Annotated in this window: 19 protein-coding genes and 1 pseudogene; 9 read left to right on the top strand and 11 right to left on the bottom strand. The window is 59.5% G+C overall.

Annotated elements, in window-relative coordinates; translation table 11 throughout:
- Both IBX59_RS07540 and IBX59_RS07535 read right to left on the bottom strand, forming a co-directional pair.
- Positions 1 to 521 (bottom strand): annotated as a pseudogene (locus IBX59_RS07540) (hypothetical protein); the annotation flags it as partial.
- Positions 522 to 659: 138 nt separating this feature from the next.
- Positions 660 to 1,541, bottom strand: a complete 882-nt coding sequence (locus IBX59_RS07535; RefSeq protein ID WP_296374061.1) for a DMT family transporter — start codon at positions 1,539 to 1,541, stop codon at positions 660 to 662.
- Between the two features lie 85 nt (positions 1,542 to 1,626).
- On the opposite strand from IBX59_RS07535, the gene IBX59_RS07530 reads away from it, so the two are divergent.
- Positions 1,627 to 2,238: a hypothetical protein gene (locus IBX59_RS07530; RefSeq protein WP_296374057.1), complete on the top strand. Its 612-nt coding sequence runs from the start codon at positions 1,627 to 1,629 to the stop codon at positions 2,236 to 2,238.
- 1 nt (position 2,239) lies between these two features.
- Here IBX59_RS07530 and IBX59_RS07525 read toward each other — a convergent pair whose 3' ends face one another.
- Positions 2,240 to 2,935, bottom strand: a complete 696-nt coding sequence (locus IBX59_RS07525; protein ID WP_296374055.1) for a hypothetical protein — start codon at positions 2,933 to 2,935, stop codon at positions 2,240 to 2,242.
- The gene (gene guaA / locus IBX59_RS07520) at positions 2,935 to 4,494 is read right to left on the bottom strand and encodes a glutamine-hydrolyzing GMP synthase (RefSeq protein ID WP_296374053.1); all 1,560 of its coding nucleotides are present in this window, start codon (positions 4,492 to 4,494) and stop codon (positions 2,935 to 2,937) included. The genes IBX59_RS07525 and guaA overlap by 1 nt, the downstream gene beginning before the upstream one ends.
- A gap of 150 nt (positions 4,495 to 4,644) precedes the next feature.
- Here guaA and IBX59_RS07515 point away from each other — a divergent pair, with 150 nt between their 5' ends.
- Positions 4,645 to 6,195 (top strand): trimethylamine methyltransferase family protein, encoded by a 1,551-nt coding sequence (locus tag IBX59_RS07515; RefSeq protein WP_296374051.1) that lies wholly within the window; start codon positions 4,645 to 4,647, stop codon positions 6,193 to 6,195.
- Here the strand turns inward: IBX59_RS07515 and IBX59_RS07510 are convergent.
- The gene (locus IBX59_RS07510; protein WP_296374050.1) at positions 6,188 to 6,484 is read right to left on the bottom strand and encodes a DUF6477 family protein; all 297 of its coding nucleotides are present in this window, start codon (positions 6,482 to 6,484) and stop codon (positions 6,188 to 6,190) included. The genes IBX59_RS07515 and IBX59_RS07510 overlap by 8 nt on opposite strands.
- A 248-nt stretch (positions 6,485 to 6,732) precedes the next feature.
- On the opposite strand from IBX59_RS07510, the gene IBX59_RS07505 reads away from it, so the two are divergent.
- Entirely contained in the window at positions 6,733 to 7,854 is a 1,122-nt protein-coding gene (locus IBX59_RS07505; protein WP_296374048.1) for a DUF6456 domain-containing protein, read from the top strand.
- A gap of 106 nt (positions 7,855 to 7,960) precedes the next feature.
- Positions 7,961 to 8,920 (top strand): lipoyl synthase, encoded by a 960-nt coding sequence (gene lipA, locus IBX59_RS07500; protein ID WP_296374045.1) that lies wholly within the window; start codon positions 7,961 to 7,963, stop codon positions 8,918 to 8,920.
- 4 nt (positions 8,921 to 8,924) lie between these two features.
- Here lipA and IBX59_RS07495 read toward each other — a convergent pair whose 3' ends face one another.
- From IBX59_RS07495 to hpt, 3 genes are all read right to left on the bottom strand, one after another.
- A complete protein-coding gene (locus tag IBX59_RS07495; protein WP_296374043.1) occupies positions 8,925 to 9,812 on the bottom strand; it encodes a cytochrome c in 888 nt (295 codons plus the stop codon).
- 2 nt (positions 9,813 to 9,814) lie between these two features.
- Complete coding sequence (locus tag IBX59_RS07490) at positions 9,815 to 10,288, bottom strand: cytochrome c (protein ID WP_296374041.1); 474 nt, start codon at positions 10,286 to 10,288, stop codon at positions 9,815 to 9,817.
- Between the two features lie 109 nt (positions 10,289 to 10,397).
- Complete coding sequence (gene hpt / locus IBX59_RS07485; protein WP_296374039.1) at positions 10,398 to 10,946, bottom strand: hypoxanthine phosphoribosyltransferase; 549 nt, start codon at positions 10,944 to 10,946, stop codon at positions 10,398 to 10,400.
- An 83-nt stretch (positions 10,947 to 11,029) separates the two neighbouring features.
- Between hpt and IBX59_RS07480 the strand changes: the two genes are divergently transcribed.
- Both IBX59_RS07480 and IBX59_RS07475 read left to right on the top strand, forming a co-directional pair.
- Positions 11,030 to 11,473, top strand: coding sequence for a type II toxin-antitoxin system RatA family toxin (locus tag IBX59_RS07480; protein WP_296374037.1), 444 nt, complete (start codon positions 11,030 to 11,032; stop codon positions 11,471 to 11,473).
- On the top strand, positions 11,470 to 12,714 hold the full coding sequence (locus IBX59_RS07475; RefSeq protein WP_296374035.1) for an MmgE/PrpD family protein: 1,245 nt from the start codon (positions 11,470 to 11,472) through the stop codon (positions 12,712 to 12,714). The genes IBX59_RS07480 and IBX59_RS07475 overlap by 4 nt, the downstream gene beginning before the upstream one ends.
- Here IBX59_RS07475 and IBX59_RS07470 read toward each other — a convergent pair.
- Genes IBX59_RS07470 through IBX59_RS07460 form a run of 3 tightly spaced genes read right to left on the bottom strand, consistent with a single transcriptional unit; the run spans position 12,711 to position 14,808 of the window.
- The gene (locus tag IBX59_RS07470) at positions 12,711 to 13,193 is read right to left on the bottom strand and encodes a CinA family protein (RefSeq protein WP_296374032.1); all 483 of its coding nucleotides are present in this window, start codon (positions 13,191 to 13,193) and stop codon (positions 12,711 to 12,713) included. The genes IBX59_RS07475 and IBX59_RS07470 overlap by 4 nt on opposite strands.
- Complete coding sequence (locus IBX59_RS07465) at positions 13,190 to 13,678, bottom strand: phosphatidylglycerophosphatase A (protein WP_296374030.1); 489 nt, start codon at positions 13,676 to 13,678, stop codon at positions 13,190 to 13,192. Before IBX59_RS07465 ends, IBX59_RS07470 begins: the two co-directional genes overlap by 4 nt.
- Complete coding sequence (locus tag IBX59_RS07460; protein ID WP_296374028.1) at positions 13,675 to 14,808, bottom strand: bifunctional 2-C-methyl-D-erythritol 4-phosphate cytidylyltransferase/2-C-methyl-D-erythritol 2,4-cyclodiphosphate synthase; 1,134 nt, start codon at positions 14,806 to 14,808, stop codon at positions 13,675 to 13,677. The genes IBX59_RS07465 and IBX59_RS07460 overlap by 4 nt, the downstream gene beginning before the upstream one ends.
- A gap of 183 nt (positions 14,809 to 14,991) precedes the next feature.
- On the opposite strand from IBX59_RS07460, the gene dusB reads away from it, so the two are divergent.
- Genes dusB through IBX59_RS07445 form a run of 3 tightly spaced genes read left to right on the top strand, consistent with a single transcriptional unit; the run spans position 14,992 to position 18,439 of the window.
- Positions 14,992 to 15,993 (top strand): tRNA dihydrouridine synthase DusB, encoded by a 1,002-nt coding sequence (dusB, locus tag IBX59_RS07455; RefSeq protein ID WP_296374026.1) that lies wholly within the window; start codon positions 14,992 to 14,994, stop codon positions 15,991 to 15,993.
- Positions 15,990 to 17,066, top strand: a complete 1,077-nt coding sequence (locus tag IBX59_RS07450; RefSeq protein WP_296374024.1) for an ATP-binding protein — start codon at positions 15,990 to 15,992, stop codon at positions 17,064 to 17,066. Before dusB ends, IBX59_RS07450 begins: the two co-directional genes overlap by 4 nt.
- Positions 17,066 to 18,439 carry a sigma-54 dependent transcriptional regulator gene (locus IBX59_RS07445; protein ID WP_296374022.1) on the top strand — a complete coding sequence of 458 codons (1,374 nt, stop codon included), beginning with the start codon at positions 17,066 to 17,068 and terminating at the stop codon, positions 18,437 to 18,439. The genes IBX59_RS07450 and IBX59_RS07445 overlap by 1 nt, the downstream gene beginning before the upstream one ends.
- The last annotated feature ends 5 nt before the right edge of the window (positions 18,440 to 18,444 follow it).

Raw genomic sequence — 18,444 nt, 5'->3', positions numbered from 1 at the left:
CCACCGATGACATATGCGAATTGGGTGTCGTTGTCATAGGATGCGTCGTATGTGAATTCGCTTGTGATAACAAGCGCGTCCGCATCAATCGTTACGGCGCGAAGCCCACCGTGCACGCTGAAGTTTTCGTCGAACTTGTAGCGTCCCAGGACGCTGATACCCGTGCTGCGAAACTCGGCTTTGGATCCTGCAAGGGGATACCCCGGTTGGGAATCATCATAAGCGACGTTCGCGCCGTAGGGCTGATCGATGATCAACGCATAGGATAACTGTTTGGTCAGATCGCGTTTTACCGCAGCGCCGAATTGGCCGTAATCGACCCCGATGTTGCCACTGCCGACCCCGGGCGCAGCGGTGACCACGCCGGAAACGTCTGGCATGACGTAGCCAAAGCTCAATTCGACATATGTGCCATCTTCAAAAATTGCACCGATACTTTGACCAGACCGGTCCAGACCACCAGCAATTGCTAGCGATGTCGTCATCAGCAGCACTGCACCCGCTGCGATTGTTCTTTTCATGTCTCTTCCCTACCATGAAATAAAAATATGTGTTTAAAGTTACATACAGCCTGATCTTGACGTCAATTATTGACGCAACGTCACCTTTTTGTGCGCGCCGTGACGTCACAAAATCAAAATGCTTGCCTATCTGAAGGTTTATTTTGCGATCCGTGCCAAACGCCGCAGCGGGTTGGACTGCGTCATGTTGATATAGTTCGCAAGGAAGATCAGGGCAGCACCAACAAACACAAGGGTTTGCAGCGGCTCATCGTAAAACAGAACACCGATCACAGCGATCGTCGGCAAACGGGCAAAATCCATCGGCATCACGATGCTGGCGGGCGCAAGCCCAAGTGCTGTCGTTAGACAAAAATGCGCCGACAGCCCCGCACAGCCAATCAGGATCACCCAAGGAAGCGTGGTTCGCGATGGCAGTGCAATATCACCGTCATAGCCGGCGCAGATCAGGCCAAAGATGGCCTGCATGGTTGTCAGATAGATCAGGATGGTGGTGATGGTTTCCGTCTGGGTCAGCTTACGCGTGAAAATCGCGCTAAGCGCAAAAAATACCGCGCAGGCCGCAGCGGCTAGCAAACCGGGGCTCATGTTTGCAGGGTCGGGTCGGGCCACGATCAGGATTCCGACAAACCCGAGTGCGGCGGCGATCATCCCCGTCCGGGTCAGCCGTTCGCGCAGAATCAACGGTGACAACAGGATCACCCAAACAGGCGTCGTGAATTCCAGTGCGAAAACCTGTGCAAGCGGAATAACGGCAATCGCAAAAAACCACAGATTCTGCCCGATAAAGTGACAGATGTTGCGCGTCAGATGCAGACCAAGCCGTTGTCGGCCAATCTGGTGCAAACGGCCCGTCGCGGTCACAAGGCCCAACACGATGACAATGCCGACCAGGCTGCGGTAAAACATGATTTCAAAGGTATCAAGTTCAACGCTGACCACGCGGCCCGCGACCGCCATCGTGGTAAAGGACGCGATTGCGCCCACCATCCACAACATCGCTTTTAGGTTTATATGCATGGGCTGATGTGTCATTCTTGACGCCGGATTTGCAAGCCCTGGTTTTGGACTTTGTGCCTGCAAAAACAAAAGACGGGTGCGTGTCATGAAGTGGGTTTTTATTGTGCTTGCGGTTCTGGCTGGTCCCGGCATCGCAGATCCGGTGGATGATGTGGCTGCGGCGGCGCAGCGTGCTTTTGACCGGATGCCGGTCTTGCGGCGTGTCGCGCAGATCCCCGGTTCGTGCGGTGCGGACGATACGGTGTTTGACGCGGTCGTTTATTGCACCACACGCAATGTGGTTTACGTTACCACGGCCGCGGCTGTGCTACCTCAGGCGGTCTATCTTGTGGGGCATGCTTATGGCCATGCAGCGCAGGTCCAACACGGGGTGGCCGACCTTGCCCTTGCCCAGATCCGCGCACGCCCCAGAAAAGAGACCATGCTGCGCGGGCTGGTAGAGCGGCAGGTGGATTGTCTGGCGGGTTTTTTTGTGGCGCGCGCCGGTCTGCCGCGATCCGATTTGACCGGATGGTTCAACACCGATCCGCTTGCCGCTGCACATTGGGGCCGCGACCCGTTGCGCATCGGGCCGCGTGTGCGCGTGGCGCTGGACGCCCGCAATGACTGGTTCCAGCGCGGGCAGGGTGGTGAACTGGCCGCATGCGCGGTCGGGGAATTCGGGGCGGAATTGTTGGTGCAGGCCCTGAAAAGCTAGGTCATCTGAATCTTTGACGCGCTTCTTTTGAAAACCGACTATCCGCATCAATTTGTTTGACATAGTCGAACATCGAGGGACCTGCTAAAAATATGTCGGGCAGCTTTGCAATAACTTTGTCAAACTTTTCGTAAGTTTTTGCTGCATTCTCTTTCAATTCTGCGGGAATGTGTTTTTCTTCGCGGAGCGTTCGCGCTGGAAGGTTGAACCTATGTCCCGTGAAGTCGGAAATTTCCGATGCATTTTGCCATAGACTGTCATATCGAACACATAGGACTGGCACTTTGTCCTCAACTGCCCATGCCCTTACTTGTTGAGACATGCCAAGCGCATCAAAATCGAAAATGTCATCAAATTGTGCGATGCTTTTACAATGATCGAAATGGCTTGAAATCCACTCGTCACCATACTTTTCTCGACATGCGTAAACAGAAAGGCTTGCTTCATAGGTCGAACCGAAAACAAATAAAACCTTAGCTTGACCACTTTTATCCGACAACGAGTCTGGATAATCGTGGGTTTTTATAATTGTTCCGGGCTTTAGTGGGGCTTCACCCAAGCTGGGATAAAAGCCCCGCCCTTTTTTACGCCGCCATCTTGAAGATGGCCGACTTAAAGTCGTGTAGCACAATGTGCTGCCTGATCTTCCCATGCTTGCGACGACGATGCAGGAAGCTGGTCGAAAAAGATTGATCATTATTCCCACTCGATCGTTCCGGGGGGTTTGGAGGTGATGTCATAGGTCACGCGGTTGATGCCCTGCACCTCGTTGATGATCCGCGTTGCCGTTTCGCCCAGAAATTCGTGGCTGAACGGGTAATAATCCGCTGTCATCCCGTCAACGGATGTCACCGCGCGCAGCGCGCAGGCGAAATCATAGGTGCGCCCGTCGCCCATCACGCCCACGGTGCGCACCGGCAGTATTGCGACAAAGGCCTGCCAGATATCATCATACAGCCCGTGCTTGCGGATCTGGTCGATGAACACCGCATCGGCCTTGCGCAAAATCGACAGCTTTTCGCGGGTAATCTCGCCGGGGCAGCGAATGGCAAGGCCCGGTCCGGGGAAGGGGTGGCGCCCGATGAACGACGGCGGCAGGCCCAGTTCGGCCCCCAGCGCGCGCACCTCGTCCTTGAACAGCTCGCGCAGGGGTTCGACCAGTTTCAGCCCCATCTTTTCCGGCAGGCCGCCGACGTTGTGGTGGCTTTTGATGGTTACAGACGGACCGCCGGAAAACGACACAGATTCGATGACATCAGGATAAAGCGTGCCTTGTGCCAGGAATTCCGCGCCTTCGATGCCGTTGGCGTATTTCTGGAACACGTCGATGAACAGCCCGCCAATGATCTTGCGTTTGGTTTCAGGGTCGCTGACGCCTTCCAGCTTACCCAGGAACAATTCCTGTTCGTTCGCATGGATCAGCGGCATGTTGTAATGGTCGCGGAACATGGTCACGACCTCTTCGGCTTCGCCCTGCCGCAACAACCCGTGATCGACGAAAACGCAGGTCAGCTGATCACCGATCGCTTCGTGGATCAGCACCGCCGCGACCGACGAATCAACCCCGCCCGATAGACCGCAGATCACCTGTTTGTCGCCCACCTGTTCGCGGATCAGGCGGATCGCCTCTTCGCGGTAGGCGCCCATGGTCCAGTCGCCGGTGAACCCCGCGATGCGGACAAAGTTTTCATACAGCTTGGCCCCGTTCGGGGTGTGGTGCACCTCGGGGTGGAATTGCACGGCGTAGAAATTGCGCGCGACATCTGCCGTTACGGCAAAAGGGGCATTGGGCGATGTGCCGTAAACCGCAAAACCGGGCGCAATTTCAGAGACATGGTCGCCGTGGCTCATCCAGACCTGTTCGCGGTCGGTCAAAAACCAGCCATCCAGCAGCGCCAGCTTGCCCACCGGTGTGACATAGGCGCGGCCGAATTCGGCGGTGCCGTGCCCGCGTTCTACCTTGCCGCCCAGTTGCGTCATCATGGTTTGCTGGCCGTAACATATCCCCAGCACCGGCACGCCCAGTTCGAACACCAGCTGTGGTGCGCGTGGCGATCCGGGGCGTGTCACGCTGTCAGGCCCGCCCGACAGGATCACTGCCTTGGGCGCAAAGCCGCGCAGAAAGGCATCGGTCACCTTCTGATATGGGTGAATTTCGCAATAGACGTTCAGTTCGCGCAAACGCCGCGCGATCAGCTGGGTGACCTGGCTGCCGAAGTCGATAATAAGAAGGCGTTCATGGGATGTGTCTGTCATGCTGTCTGATAGAATTGCCCCGCTTCAGTTGCAAGACCCCGCGCGCCATGCCGCGATGTCGTTTTCGCGTCGGATATGGCGCAAAAGCATCAGGGCGATGCGGCCGCTGCGGGTATCACTAGCCCAATTAATGCATCAAGAGGATCAGCCATGTCGCAAGCACCAGCAACAACAGCCCGTCGCGCACGTGGTGGTGGCGGTGCCGCACGCCGGGCCGAACGCACAGCTGTCAGCGTCGACACCGCGAAATATATCGAACGCAACATCCCCAATTACGAGGTACTGACACAGGAAGCGCTTGATGTGATCGAGGCGAATGCCGAAACGGTGCTGGCGGAAATCGGCGTAAATTTTGTCGACAACCCCGAAGCCCTGGACCGCTGGCGTCAGGCAGGGGCAGAGGTTGAAGGCGAACGCGTACGGATTCCGCGCGGTCTGGCGCGCAAGCTGTGCAGCACGGCACCGTCGCAATTCACCCAGCATGCCCGCAACCCCGAACGCAATGTCGTTATCGGCGGTAAGAACCTTGTGCTGGCCCCGGTTTACGGCCCGCCATTTGTGCGCGATGCGGAAGGCGGGCGGCGCTATGCCACGATGGCCGATTTCGAAAAATTCGTGAAACTGGGCTATATGTCGAAATGGCTGCATCATTCGGGTGGCACGGTCTGCGAACCCACCGATGTGCCGGTGAACAAGCGGCATCTGGATATGCTGCTGGCCCATATGATCTATTCCGACAAACCATTTATGGGGTCGGTGACAGAACCCAGCCGCGCACAGGATTCGGTGGACATGTGCGAAATTCTTTTCGGCAAGGATTTTGTGCAGGAAAACACGGTCATGACCTCGCTGATCAACATCAACTCGCCGCTGACTTTTGATAGCGTCATGATGGGTGCGCTGGAGGTGTTCGCGAAAAACAATCAGGCGTCGATCATCAGCCCCTTTATCGTGGGCGGGGCCATGGCACCTGTGTCCGTGGCGGGCACGTTGACGCAGGTGCTGGCCGAGGTGCTGGCCGGTGTCGCCTATTCCCAGATCATCCGCCCCGGTTCGCCCGCGATCATGGGCACGTTTGTTGCGTCGATCGACATGAATTCGGGCGCGCCCACGTTCGGGACGCCAGAGGCGGCGCACATCACCTATGGTGCCGGTCAACTGGCGCGTCGTCTGGGGCTGCCATACCGGTCTGCGGGGTCGTTCTGCGGGTCTAAACTGCCCGATGCGCAGGCGGCTTATGAAACATCCAACAGCCTGCAAATGGGGCTATTGTCGGGGGTCAATTTCATGCTGCACGCCTGCGGTTGGCTAGAAGGCGGGCTGGTTGCATCGTTCGAAAAGTTCGTCATGGATGCTGACCAGTTGGGCACCTTGCACCATTTTGCACGCGGCGTGGATATTTCCGAAAACGCGCAAGCCATGGATGCCATCGCCGAGGTCGGGCCGGGCGGGCATTATCTGGGGTGCGCGCACACGCAGGCCAATTTCAAGGCGGCGTTCTGGCGGTCTGACCTGTTTGATTACAAACCGTTTGAAACATGGGACGAAGAAGGCGCGCGTGACACGCAGGCGTTGGCTGCGGTCCGGGTGCAAAGGATGCTTGATACCTATCAGCAACCCGCCCTTGACCCCGAGATCGAAGGCCGCCTGCGCGCCTATGTGGCCGAGAAAAAGGCCAGCATGCCCGACGCCTTTACATAAGGCGCGGGCGGGTCGCCTGTAGCAGGCGCGCTTCGCCTGTAATGGCGATCAACACATCAACATGATGGGCGGCCATATATGTGCCGTCCTTCGCCCTGCGATGATTGTCAACTTCTTGTTCCATATCCAAGAGGCGCATCAGCGCATCGGCGGGCCGGGGCAGTGGGTCCATCCGCAAAAGGCGGCGCAAATGCACTTCCCGCCGGTAATCATCGACGCCAAATCTGGCTGCCCTTGCCAAAAGTGCGGGGCGTTTCAGTCTTGCGATTCGTGTGTGCAGATCCTGCATTTATCCTGACTCCATTGCCGTCGTTACAGGCAAGAGAATGGCACAGCTGTGCCGGGTGTTGCGGGAACGCCAATGGTTAAGAACGCATTGGTCAGACTTGTTTATTCTTTTGAAAGAATAGTTGACGGGCAAACCATAGCGTTAACCAATAAGTAACCAAACATGCACAGGTTGATGAATTGATATGTTGGCCAAGCGAGCTGACCCTCCTGTTCGTGTCGGGACTTCTGAGTAGGAGGACAACTGACATGACCCCGCAATCAAACCCCGATGGCCCCACGCGCTTGCCGCAGTGGGTGCCAGAGGCCGCACGACATTATCTTGTTCATACAGAAATGGGCCTTTCGATCCGGGCATTGGCGCGGGCCAGTGATTGCCATCCGTCAACTGTTTTGCGGCAGGTCCGTCGTTTCGAATGTCGTCGTGACGATCCGCTGATCGATGCGGCGCTGACGTCTCTGTCCGGCTGTGTTTCTGCACATGATATTGTTAAAAATAGGAAAACCGAAGCGATGAATATTGCCCATCTGAACAGCGTTCGACCAACCTCTGTGGAATTGACCCATGACCGTGTGGATCAGGAAGCCAAGCGCATCCTGCATCGGTTGTGCGAACCGCTCGCCGTGCTGGCCGTGGCCCGCGACTTGGAATCTGCCGTCGTCGTGCGCGAAACCGAAAGCGGAGACCATTTACGCACCGCTGTCGTGGGCCGTGAAATTGCGCAGGCCATGGCGCTGAAGGACTGGATCAGCTGCCCACAGCCCGACGCGCGCATTGCCCGCTATTTCATCACGAATACCGGACGTGCAGCATTGCGCCGGCTGATCGCAGAAGACGAAAACCGCGCCGGCGGATTTGGCGAACGCCGCGCCCGCAAAGACGCTGATACCGGGTGGGATATGGATGCCATCGCTGGCCTGGCCGGGGCGCAGCCACGTTATCATGCGACCGAAAGCCCGCTTGCAGGACTGGCCCGCAGAAAGGATCGCAACGGTGATCCGTTCATCACACGCACGCAGGTTACGGCGGGCGAACGGCTGCGCGAAGATTTTGAACTGGCACAGGTTGGCATGGGCAGGATTGAAAGCTGGGATGCCTTGATGGCGGATACCCCCGCGCCTGACTCTGCGGGTGGCTTTCTTGGTGCCATGTCGGCCCGCGCGCGGTTGCGCGCGGCACTGTGCGATCTTGGCCCCGGATTGGGCGAAGTTGTCTTTCGCTGCTGCTGCCTGCTGGAGGGTCTGGAACAGACCGAAAAAACGATGGGCTGGTCGGCGCGGTCAGGCAAGATTGTCTTGCGGATCGCCTTGGAACGGCTGGAGCTGCATTATCGGCAGACCCAAGGCCAATTTGCCCCGCTGATCGGCTAGGTGCAGGATCATGCACCCACTGCAGGGCCGCCATGTGGCCCGCTGTGGTATTGGACAAAGCCGGATAAGCGGGCTAAGTCTTGGAACAGTCGAAACGGAGCCTGTGATGTCCCCACGCGATCTGAAAATCCCTGCCCAGCGCCACCCTGAAAAACAGCGGCGGCCTGACAGTGCGCAGCCCCAAAAACCCGATTGGATCCGTGTCAAGGCCCCTACGTCGGACGGCTATAAGGCGACGCGCGATATCATGCGCGAACACAAGCTTGTCACTGTCTGCGAAGAGGCAGGGTGCCCCAATGTGGGCGAATGCTGGTCGCAAGGCCACGCCACGATGATGATCATGGGCGAGGTTTGCACCCGCGCCTGCACCTTTTGCAACATCGCCACCGGGAAACCGCCCGAGGCACTGGATGTGTTCGAACCAGGGCGCGTGGCCGATGCGGTGAAAAAACTGGGGCTGAAACACGTGGTCATCACATCCGTGGACCGCGACGATGTAGAAGACGGCGGTGCCGAACATTTCGCCCAGACGATCCGCGCGATCCGCCGCCAGTCGCCGGGCACGACCATTGAAATTCTGACGCCTGATTTTATTCGCTGCGATCCCGATGTGCTGCGAATCGTTGTTGATGCAAAACCGGATGTGTTCAACCACAACCTTGAAACCGTGCCGGGCCTTTACCCAGAGGTGCGCCCAGGCGCGCGCTATTTCCACAGCCTGCGGCTGTTGCAGCGGGTCAAGGAACTGGACCCGAGCATGTTCACCAAATCCGGCATTATGGTTGGTCTGGGCGAGGATCGGCAGGCGGTGATGCAGGTGATGGAAGACATGCGCGCCGCCGACATCGACTTTCTGACGATCGGGCAGTATCTGCAACCGACGCCAAAGCACCACAAGGTAGATCGTTTCGTGACACCGGACGAATTTGCCGCCTATGAAAAGGCCGCTTATGGCAAGGGGTTCCTGATGGTGTCGGCCACGCCGCTGACACGGTCATCCTATCACGCAGGCGACGATTTCGCCCGCCTGCGCGCGGCACGGATGCAGAAACTGGGCGCTGTCTGATCCGTTATTGCGGGTTGGGCACCGCTGGCACGGCTTTCAGATAGGTGGCGATCGCGGTGCGGTCTGCATCGGACAGTTGCGCGGTGTTCAGCACCACATCGGCCATTGTGCCGCCCGCCGTGTCGAAATCAGGTGTGAACCCGCTTTCCAGATAAATCGCGATATCCTGAATTGACCAATTCAGCGCGCCGGGCGTGATATTCGGGATCCGCCCGTCGCCTGACGGGTTTGGCGCACCGGCCAACCAGTTGCCCCGGTCCAGCCCGCCCAGCGCCCCGCGCGGGGTATGGCATTCGGCGCAGTGGCCCAGCGCCTCGACCAGATAACGCCCGCGTTCCTGTTCCGCCGTCAGATCGCCGCCCAACACCCAGTCATCATTGGCGAATAGCAATTTCCATGCGCCGACACTGCGCCGAATATTGAAGGGAAAGCCCACCTGATGCGGCTGGTTTGGCGTGGCGTCCGGGGGCAGGGTCCGCAGATGCGCAATCAGGTCGGCGATATCCTGTCGGCTGGCCTTGGCATAGGCGGTATAGGGAAAGGCGGGGTAATAATGCCCGCCATCGGGGCTGACCCCGCGCTGGATTGCGCTGGCCAGTTGCACATCGGTCCAGCGGCCGATGCCCTGCACCGGATCGGGGCTGATGTTGGGGGCGTAGAATGTGCCGAAATCGCTGGCAAAGGGCCGCCCGCCCGCCAGTGGGCCATCATCAACCCCTGGCGCACGGTGGCACGCGGCACAACCGGCGGCGGCAAAAATTACCGCGCCGCGTTCAGGGTCGGCGGTCATGCCCGCCAGTGCATCGTCAGGCAGGGGCTGGGGCCGGGTCAGCGCCACGCCTGCCACAATACCCACGACAACCAACAGCGTCAGCCTCCGCCGGACTCGCACGATCAGTTATCCGATACGCGATAGGCCCGGTGACACGCCGCACATGATCCGCCAACCGGACCAAAGGCACCTTTCAACGCATCCAGATCGTTACCGGCAACAGCGGCCAACGCCGTGCTGGCACTGGCAAGTGCCGCGATTTTTTCGGCGTAATCATCGGCGTTGGACCAGATTTCAGCTTTGGCGCGGCTCCCCTCAACGCTGCTGTCAGAGCCTTCAACCCAATACGCGCTTTGGTCCATATTGGCTATTGCGGCCAGATTGTTTGCCGCCGCTGTTGCCGCTGCCGCATCATAGGGGGTCCGATCCTGCGCCATGCCGCCAAGCGTGGCCATATTGAAACTGTAAAGCGTCATGTGCGCCTGCCGCGCCTCCATGGCTTTCGTCACGTCTTCACTGATGTGACCTGCAGCAAAGGCAGTGCCCGTCAAGATAACGGCAAGCCCCAAAGACGTCGCAAAATGGCGTTTTTTCATGTCAGTTCTCCCTAGCGGTGCGTTCAGCAAAACATTGCATATCTTTCAAATGGTCCGATGGTCCTGTTGGTCAACTATGCGTGATTGGCAATTTTCCGCGTGATCCGATCTAGCCCGCGTTGTCGGTAAAGCTGACTTTGCCGATGTAGGGCAGGTTGCGGTTGCGTTGCGCAAAGTCGATCCCGTAGCCCACCACAAATTCATCGGGGATCTCAAAACCTGTCCAATCCGCAACGATGTCGACCTCGCGGCGGGCAGGTTTATCCAGCAGGGCAATGGTGCGCAGACGCGCCGGGTGCCGGGTGGACAGAAATTGAATGACTTGCGACAGTGTATGCCCGGTGTCGACGATATCCTCGACCACCAGCACATCACGGCCTTCGATCTGGCCGCGAATATCCTTGAGGATCCGCACCTCGCGGCTGCTTTCCATCGCGTTGCCATAGCTTGATGCCTCAAGGAAATCGACCTCGACCGGCAGGTCCAGTTCGCGCACCAGATCGGCAATAAACACGAATGACCCGCGCAATAGCCCGATCACGACCAACTGGTCGGTGCCGTGGAACTCTGTCGCGATTTCGCGGGCCAGCACTTCGATCCTTGCAGCGATGGATTTGGCACTGATCATTTCGTCGATGACATAAGGCGTCTGCGGCATTGAGCCCCCTAAAAAAGGAAAGGGTTGATTTTCCCGCCCAAGTTTACGACATCCGACGGCGAAGTCACCCGCGAAAGCCCATTATGACCACCCATTCCGAAACAAAGTTTGTGCCCTATACAGCCCAGAAAATGTATGATCTGGTCGCTGATGTGGCCAATTACCCCAAGTTTTTGCCATGGACCGCCGCCGCACGTGTGCGCAGTGTCACGTCGCATGGTGATCATGATGTCATGCTGGCCGACCTCGTGATTTCGTTCAAGGTATTCCGGGAAAAATTTGGCAGCCGCGTCACGCTCTGGCCGGACGAAAAACGGATCGAGACCGAATATCTGGATGGTCCGGTGCGGCATCTGGAAAGCACGTGGCGTTTCAAAGACGTAGATGGTGGGTGCGAAGTGTCGTTTCACGTTGATTTTGAATTTCGCAGCCGGTTGCTGCAAGGGGCGGCAGGTATGTTTTTCAACGAAGCGATGCAACGCGTTGTCCGGTCATTTGAACGCCGCGCCGCCGAGCTTTACGCATGACACCCGAGGCGCGGATCGCGCAGTTCATCGCCACCGCCACCCCGCCAGAAGATGCGCTGGCAATCATCCGGCTGGCGCTGTTTGATTGGGCGGTCTGTGCCGTTGCGGGGCGGGGTGAACCCGTCGCGCGCATCCTGCGTGATCTGGCCGTCGCCGAAGGCCCGGTCGGTGACCGCCTGCCACCCGCCCGCGCGGCGCTGATCAACGGCGCGACCAGCCATGCGCTGGATTACGACGACACGCATTTTGCCCATATCGGCCACACCAGTGTGGCGGTCATGCCCGCTGTGCTGGCGCTGTCGCAGGGGCGGACGCTGGATGATGCGCTGCAAGCCGCCCTGATCGGGTCCGAAGTTGCGGTGCGTGTGGGCTTGTGGCTGGGGCGCGGGCATTATCAGGTCGGGTTTCACCAGACAGCGACTGCGGGGGCCTTTGGGGCTGCGATGGCCGCAGCGCGCTTGCTGGGCCTGACGCAGGGCCAGATCATCGCCGCCCTTGGGTTGGCATCGACCAAGGCGGCGGGCCTGAAATCGCAGTTCGGGACCATGGGCAAGCCTTTGAATGCAGGGCTGGCCGCTGAATGCGGTGTGCTGGCCGCGCAATGGGCGCAGGCGGGCATGACATCGGCCGATGCGGGGCTAAGCGGGCCATTGGGCTTTGGCGCGACCCATCACGGGGCCGGGGATATGGCCGGCTTTGATCGTATGGGCGAGGATTGGTTGATGCGCGCGATCAGCCATAAATTCCACGCTTGCTGCCATGGTCTGCACGCCACGCTTGAGGCGTTGAAGGGGCTGGATGGCGATGTCGCGCAACTGACCATCACGACGCATCCGCGCTGGATGACCGTCTGCAATATCGTGACCCCGCGCAGCGGGCTGGAATGCAAGTTTTCCTACCGCATGGTGGCTGCGATGCATCTGGCCGGGATCAGCACGGCGGCGATTGACAGCTATACCGATGCGGCGGCAGCTGATCCGGCCTTGGCTGCGCTGCGCGACCGGGTTGCGGTGCGCGAAGATGCCGGTCTGACAGAAATGCAGGCGCGCGTTGATGTGACCTATCGCGATGGCCGCAAGGCGCAGTTGTTCCACGATCTGAACGCACCGCTTGATCTGGCGACGCGGGTTGACCGGCTGACACAAAAGGCGCGCGCTGTCGTGGGGGGCGCATTGGCCGACGATCTGTGGGCCGCGGTGCAGGCGGATGACACGCGCGCCTTGTCCAACCTGATTGGCTAATTCACCGGCGGAAAGGTGTCGATCAGCGCCATCAGCAGCGACAGTGCATGATCGCGCGCCGCATGTCGCACATTGTCGCGGCCCAATGCGCCAAATTCGACGGTTTCGGTCTGGCAGGTCTCAGGGGTGGCGACAGCGAAACAGACCCGGCCTTCGGGTTTGTGATCTGACCCGCCGGGGCCTGCGATTCCGGTGATCGCCACGGCAAGCTGCGCATCTGCATGGGCCAGCGCGCCTTGGGCCATGTCGCGCGCGACCTCTTCCGACACGGCACCATGCGCGGCCAATGTTGCGGGCGCGACGCCCAGCATCTGCACTTTGGCGGCGTTGGTATAGGTCACAAACCCCCGGTCAAAGATCGCCGAACTGCCCGGTATTTCGGTGATGGCCGCCGCGACCAAGCCGCCGGTGCAGCTTTCGGCGGTGGTGATCATGATGCCGCGTGCCTTGGCCGCTTGCAGCAAGGCCAGCGCGGTCATATCAGCACCACATGATAAAGCGCCGCCAAAGCGATAACCCCGATGGCCGCAAAGACGCCCGCGAACACATCATCCAGCATCACGCCTGTCGGCCCGTGCATCCGGTCGGCCCAACCGATTGGCCCCCATTTGGTGATGTCGAACAGCCGGAACAGCACAAAGGCAGCAATCCAGCCGGGCCAAAGCGCCGTGATCGGCACGCCATTATTGGCGGCACCAAATGCCAGCGGCAGCAGCGCGATCCATTGGCCGCAGACCTCGTCTATCACGATTTCGCTTGGGTCGTGGTCGGCTTTGCCGCGGGTTTCCACGCCCGTGGCCCACAACCCCAGCCCGTAAGACAGGATAACCCCCGCCAGCAGCCCCCAAGGCCCCGCCAGCACATAAATCACCCACGCAGCGGGCAGGGCGGCCAGCGACCCCCAGGTGCCGGGGGCAGGGCGCAGGTGGCCTGCATAAAAGAAGGTTGCGATCAGATGGGTCATGGTTTCACCAATGTTACGGTTGCTTGTGCTGCGATGCCTTCGCCGCGCCCGGTAAAGCCGAGCCGTTCCGAGGTTGTCGCCTTGACGCTGATGCGGTCTGCGGCCAACCCCATGATCTGCGCCAAGGCGGTTTTCATCGCTGCCTGATGCGGCCCGATCTTGGGGGTTTCGCAGATCAGCGTGCAATCAGTATTGCTGATCCGGTAGCCCTGTTCGGTGGCCAGTGCCACGGCATGTTCCAGAAAAATATGGCTGGCGGCGCCTTTCCATTGTGGATCAGACGGAGGAAAATGCTGACCGATATCCCCCATGCCCAGCGCGCCATAAATCGCGTCGGTGATGGCGTGCATGCCCACATCGGCGTCGGAATGGCCCTGCAGGCTGCGGTCATGGGGCAGTTTAACCCCGCACAGCCACACATGGTCGCCGGGGCCGAACCGGTGCACGTCATAACCATTGCCACAGCGGATATCCATTTGCAGTCCCATCAGTTTGCTTGCGCGGGCGAAATCGCCGGGCGTGGTGATTTTTATATTCTCTTCATCGCCCGCCACGATGGCCACGTCCAGCCCTGCCGCGCGGGCGACGGCCACATCGTCGGTCGCGTCATCGGTATTTGCGCGATGCGCCGCCAAAAGCGGCACCAGATGAAACCCCTGCGGTGTCTGCGCCCGGTAAAGCCCGCTGCGGTCTTGCAGGCCGGTTACGTGGTCGTTTTGCCCGTGCCACAGCGTATCTGTCACCGCCACCGCAGGGGCGGCGCCGGCATGGCTGTCAAGGGCTGCCAGAACCCTGTCGATGATCGCGGCCGTGACCAAGGGGCGTGCGGCATCGTGGATCAACACCCGGTCCGCCCTGCCTGCGGCAGCGTGCAGCCCTGCCAGCACAGACATGCGCCGCGTCGCGCCGCCGGTCACGATGGACGCCACCGGATCACGCGGCCAAAGATCGCTGTCAACATCATCGGGATGCAGCACAAGGATCAGTTGGTCGATTCCCGGGTGGGCGGCAAAGGCTTGCATCGCATGGGCGGCTACGCAACGATCCCCAAGGCGCTGCCATTGCTTGGGCAGGTCACCTCCGGCGCGTGTGCCGCGTCCGGCGGCGACGATGATGGCGGCTGTGGTCATGGCGGATCCTTCGTATCACGGCACAGGTTTAGGCGGCGACTGGCAAAGGTGCAATTCGTCAGTTTGTAGCTTTCGTTGCTTAAAAATTAAGCAAACGCCATTTTTTGCGGAGATAATGCACCGCTCTGCGTTGTGAAATGTCCTGTCGCACCGTATCTGGTCAAGGACTTAGGCAGAAATGAAATGAACACACCCTTGCACAAGACGGACACATTGCAGCTGGATGATGTGGTGTTGCAGCCCCCCATTGCGCTTGCGCCCTTGGCAGGGATCACAGACTTGCCCTTTCGCCAGCTTGTCGCGTCTTTTGGTGCAGGGTGGGTTGTCAGTGAAATGGTTGCCAGCCAGGAAATGGTGCAGGCAAAGCCGGGGGTGCGCGAACGCGCGGAACTGGGGTTTGATCAGGCGAATACCGCCGTGCAAATCGCAGGCCGCGAGGCCTATTGGATGGCCGAAGCGGCGCGCATGGTGGCGGCCAATGGCGCTGCGATGATTGACATCAACATGGGGTGCCCCGCCAAGAAGGTCACAAACGGCTATTCGGGGTCTGCCTTGCTGCGCACCCCCGATCACGCCCTGCGCCTGATCGAAGCCGTGGTGCGCGCCGTCGATATCCCTGTGACGCTGAAAACCCGTCTGGGATGGGATGACGACAGCCTGAATGCCGCTGATGTGGCGCGCCGGGCGCAGGACGCGGGCATTAAACTGGTCACGATCCACGGGCGCACGCGGTGCCAGTTTTATAAAGGCGCTGCTGATTGGGCCGCGATCCGCGCGGTCAAGGACGCGGTCAGCATTCCGGTGATCGCCAACGGCGACATTGTTGATGCCGCGTCAGCGCGCCGGGCGCGCGATGCGTCAGGGGCGGCAGGTGTCATGATAGGGCGGGGGGCGCAGGGGCGCCCTTGGATCTTGGCCAGTGTTGCGGCGGCCTTGCACGGGCAGACGCCGCCGCGCATCCCCCAAGGGGCTGATTTGGTCGAAATGGTGGCCCGCCACTTCGAGGCGATGCTGTCGTTTTATGGCTCTGAAATGGGTCGCAAGGTCGCCCGCAAACATCTGGGGTGGTATATGGATGAAGTCGGAACAGGGCCGTCACTGCGCCGGGCAATTTTGACCCAAAGTGAACCGCGCGCGGTGCTGCGGGATTTGCCACAGGCCCTGAATGAAAGAATGGTCGCATGATCGTTGATTCCGCACTTTGGTCATCGCTTCCGGTGCCTGCACTGTTGTTGGACAACGCGGATTTGATCGTTGCCAGCAACCCCGCGGCCGAGGATTTCCTGAACATGTCAGCCAAGTCACTGGCAGGGCAATCCCTTTGGGAAAAGGTCATGATCGACGCACCTTTGGAAGCGCCGTTCACCCGCGCGCGCGAAAACCGCACATCGCTGTTTGTCAACGACGTGGATGTCGGCAGCGGCGAACGCGCCCCACGCTTGTGCAATCTGCAGTTTGCGCCTTTGCAGGGGGCCGCAGGCGCCATGATCGTGATGATCAGCCCGCGCGAGATTGCCAGCCGGATCAACCAGAACCACAGCACCGGCAAAGCGGCGAAATCTGCGATTGGGATGGCCGAAATGCTGGCCCATGAAATCAAGAACCCGCTGGCCGGGATCACAGGTGCAGCGCAGCTTTTATCCATGGGGCTGACACCTGCCGATCAGGAACTGACGGATCTTATTGTCGCCGAAAGCCGCCGGATCGTGAAGCTTCTTGAACAGGTCGAGCAATTTGGAAACCTGCGGCCGCCGCTTTTGAAACCGGTGAATATCCATGATATTCTTGACCGCGCCCGACAATCGGCGGCCGTTGGTTTTGGCGCGCATATGCTGTTCATCGAAGATTACGACCCGTCCTTGCCGCAAACACTGGCGGATGGTGACCAGTTGTTGCAGGTTTTCCTGAACCTGATCAAAAATGCATCCGAAGCCAACAAGGACGGTGGCGCAATCCGTCTGCATACGTTTTACGACACGTCCCTGCGCGTTCGCCGGTCCGACGGGACACAGGCGCGTTTACCCTTGCAGATCGAAATCATTGACGATGGCCCCGGCTTGCCGCCCGCAATTGCCGACGATATTTTCGAACCCTTCGTGTCAGGCAGGGACAACGGCACCGGGCTGGGTCTTGCGCTGGTGTCCAAGCTGATTGGTGACGCCGGCGGTTGGATTTCGGTTGAAAGCGTGCCCGGGCGCACTGTTTTCCGCATTTCATTGCCATTAGCCCCGAAAGAAATTGACACAGGAGAAATATAATGGACGGGACCGTTCTTGTCGCTGATGACGATCGAACGATCAGGACCGTGTTGACCCAAGCCCTGACAAGGGCGGGCTGCAAGGTGCATGCCACATCGTCGCTGGTCACGCTGATGCGCTGGGTGGATGAAGGCAAGGGCGATCTAGTGATTTCCGATGTGGTCATGCCCGATGGCAACGGGCTGGAACAACTGCCCAAGATTGCAGCCGCGCGCCCCGGTTTGCCTGTGATCGTGATTTCGGCGCAGAACACCATCATGACCGCCATTCAGGCCGCCGAGGCGGAAGCCTACGATTACCTGCCCAAACCGTTTGATCTGCCGGACCTGATGAAACGCGCCGCCCGCGCGCTGGAGGTCAAGCGCCGCGCACCGCTCACGCGCGCACCGGACATGGCGCCAGCCGAAAAAGGCGGTGATTTGCCCTTGGTGGGGCGCACGCCGGTGATGCAGGCCCTTTACCGGCTTGTGGCGCGGGTGATGAACACGCAACTGCCCGTGTTGATCATCGGTGAAAGCGGCACCGGAAAATCGCTGATTGCGCGTGCGGTGCATGATTTTTCCGATCGGCGCAGCCTGCCTTTTGTGGTGGTGTCCGCCAGCGACCTTGAAGGCATGGATGGCCCCTCGACGGTGTTGAGCCGCGCCAAGGGCGGAACGATCCTGTTTGATGAGGTCGGAGATCTGACCCAAGAGGCGCAGGGCCGCATCGTGCGGATGCTGGACACGCTGGGCGACAATGCGCCGCGCATGATGGCGACATCGCAATCTGACCTGATGGCGCGCATGGAAGAAGGCAAGTTTCGCGAAGACCTGTTTTATCGGCTGAGCGGCGTTACGGTGGATGTGCCCAGCTTGCGCGAACGTGTCGATGACATCCCGCTGCTGGCGGTGCATTTTCTGGCCCGCTCTGAACGTGACGGCGCGCCGGTGCGGCGGTTCGGGGATGCTGCACTTGATCTGGTCCGCGCCTATAGCTGGCCGGGTAACGTCCGCCAACTTCAGAACGCGGTGCGGCGGCTGGTCTTTACGTCCGCCGAAGAAGAAATCACCCGCACCGAGGTTGAGGTCGTTTTGGGTAACCAACCCGCCATCGAACCTTTACGCGCCGGTGGCGAAGGCGAAAAACTGTCTGCCAGCGTGGCAAAGCATCTGCGGCGCTATTTCGATCTGCATGGCGGGGTGCTGCCTCCACCGGGGCTTTACAACCGCATCCTGGCTGAAGTTGAAGGCCCGCTGATCGAAATAGCGCTGGACGCCACAGGTGGCAATCAGGCGAAATGCGCCGATTTGCTTGGAATTAACCGAAATACCTTGCGAAAGAAGATTACGGACCTCGATATCCGCGTGACACGTCGCCGCAAATTGATGTAAAACCG

This window comes from Yoonia sp., assembly GCF_014859355.1.
In the GTDB taxonomy this organism is placed as follows: Bacteria; Pseudomonadota; Alphaproteobacteria; order Rhodobacterales; family Rhodobacteraceae; genus Yoonia.
The sequence above is the reverse complement of the archived record's forward strand: the minus strand, read 5'-3'. Positions and strand labels throughout refer to the sequence as shown.